We start from the raw sequence: 827 nt of genomic DNA, 5'->3' as shown, positions 1-827 counted from the left end.
CCCTCGATGTCGCAGGCGCTGCGCAGCCGGCTGCTGGACCAACTGGACCGGCCGCGCCGGCCGAGCCGCAAGGTGACGCTGAAACCCAGCCCGCTGCTGCAGCGCCGGCAAGCGTGGCTGCACCGCAAGCAGATGCCGAAAAGGCAAGGACCTTTGAAGCGGGGCTGTTCACCAAGCGGAGTGTGACAATCTCGGCGATGCCGACCGATGGCACGCCGGAAAGCAACCGCGCCGTGATCGACTGGACGCGCGACAGTGCAACGCCGGCGTTCATGGACAAGAACGCGGCCGGCAACGAACAGCTGTCGATCAACACGCTGGAAGGCGCGCATTGGGTGACGCCTGGTGACTGGATCGTGCGGGGCATCAAGGGCGAGCATTACCCGGTGAAGCCTGACATCTTCGACGCCCTTTACGACCAGGTGCAGCCTGCCGCCAATGAAGAGGGGGAAGAACTGACTTTCCGTTCGCCGCTAGATGTCGCCGAGCTGGCGCGCGGTGTTGGTGCCGCCGCGCGGTTTTTCGCCGACGGCGCTGTCGGCGAACCCGACATTTTCGAGCGCGAGGAAGCCGCCATCATGGCCGATTTCGTGCGCGCCAATCCCGACGCGCCCGTGCTGGCCATGTTCAACCAGCTGACGCTGGTGAAGCGCTCTCCGCGCACGGAGCCGAACCTTGCCGACGTGTTCGTGCTGTCGCTGTTCCATGCCGCGTGCCTGGCCGCGCACAAGTTCGAGGCCGACCAGGCGGCCGAGGAAGCGGCCAGGGCCGAGAAGCCGGCCGCCGCGCCCCCATGGCCGGGCGAACAAGCGTTCAAGCCGCAGGAT

Annotated in this window: 2 protein-coding genes; both read left to right on the top strand. The window is 66.7% G+C overall.

The genetic code is table 11. From position 1 onward, the window contains the following. On the top strand, positions 1 to 186 hold a 186-nt coding region (locus tag EOA36_RS37895), incomplete at its 5' end, for a hypothetical protein (RefSeq protein ID WP_210212452.1). After that, a partial coding sequence (locus tag EOA36_RS36355; protein ID WP_245464576.1) for a PGDYG domain-containing protein occupies positions 183 to 827 on the top strand: 645 nt, incomplete at its 3' end. The genes EOA36_RS37895 and EOA36_RS36355, both read left to right, overlap by 4 nt.

It is taken from the genome of Mesorhizobium sp. M8A.F.Ca.ET.021.01.1.1 (assembly GCF_003998025.1).
Taxonomy (GTDB): Bacteria; Pseudomonadota; Alphaproteobacteria; order Rhizobiales; family Rhizobiaceae; genus Mesorhizobium.
This window is presented reverse-complemented; position numbering and strand designations above follow the sequence as displayed.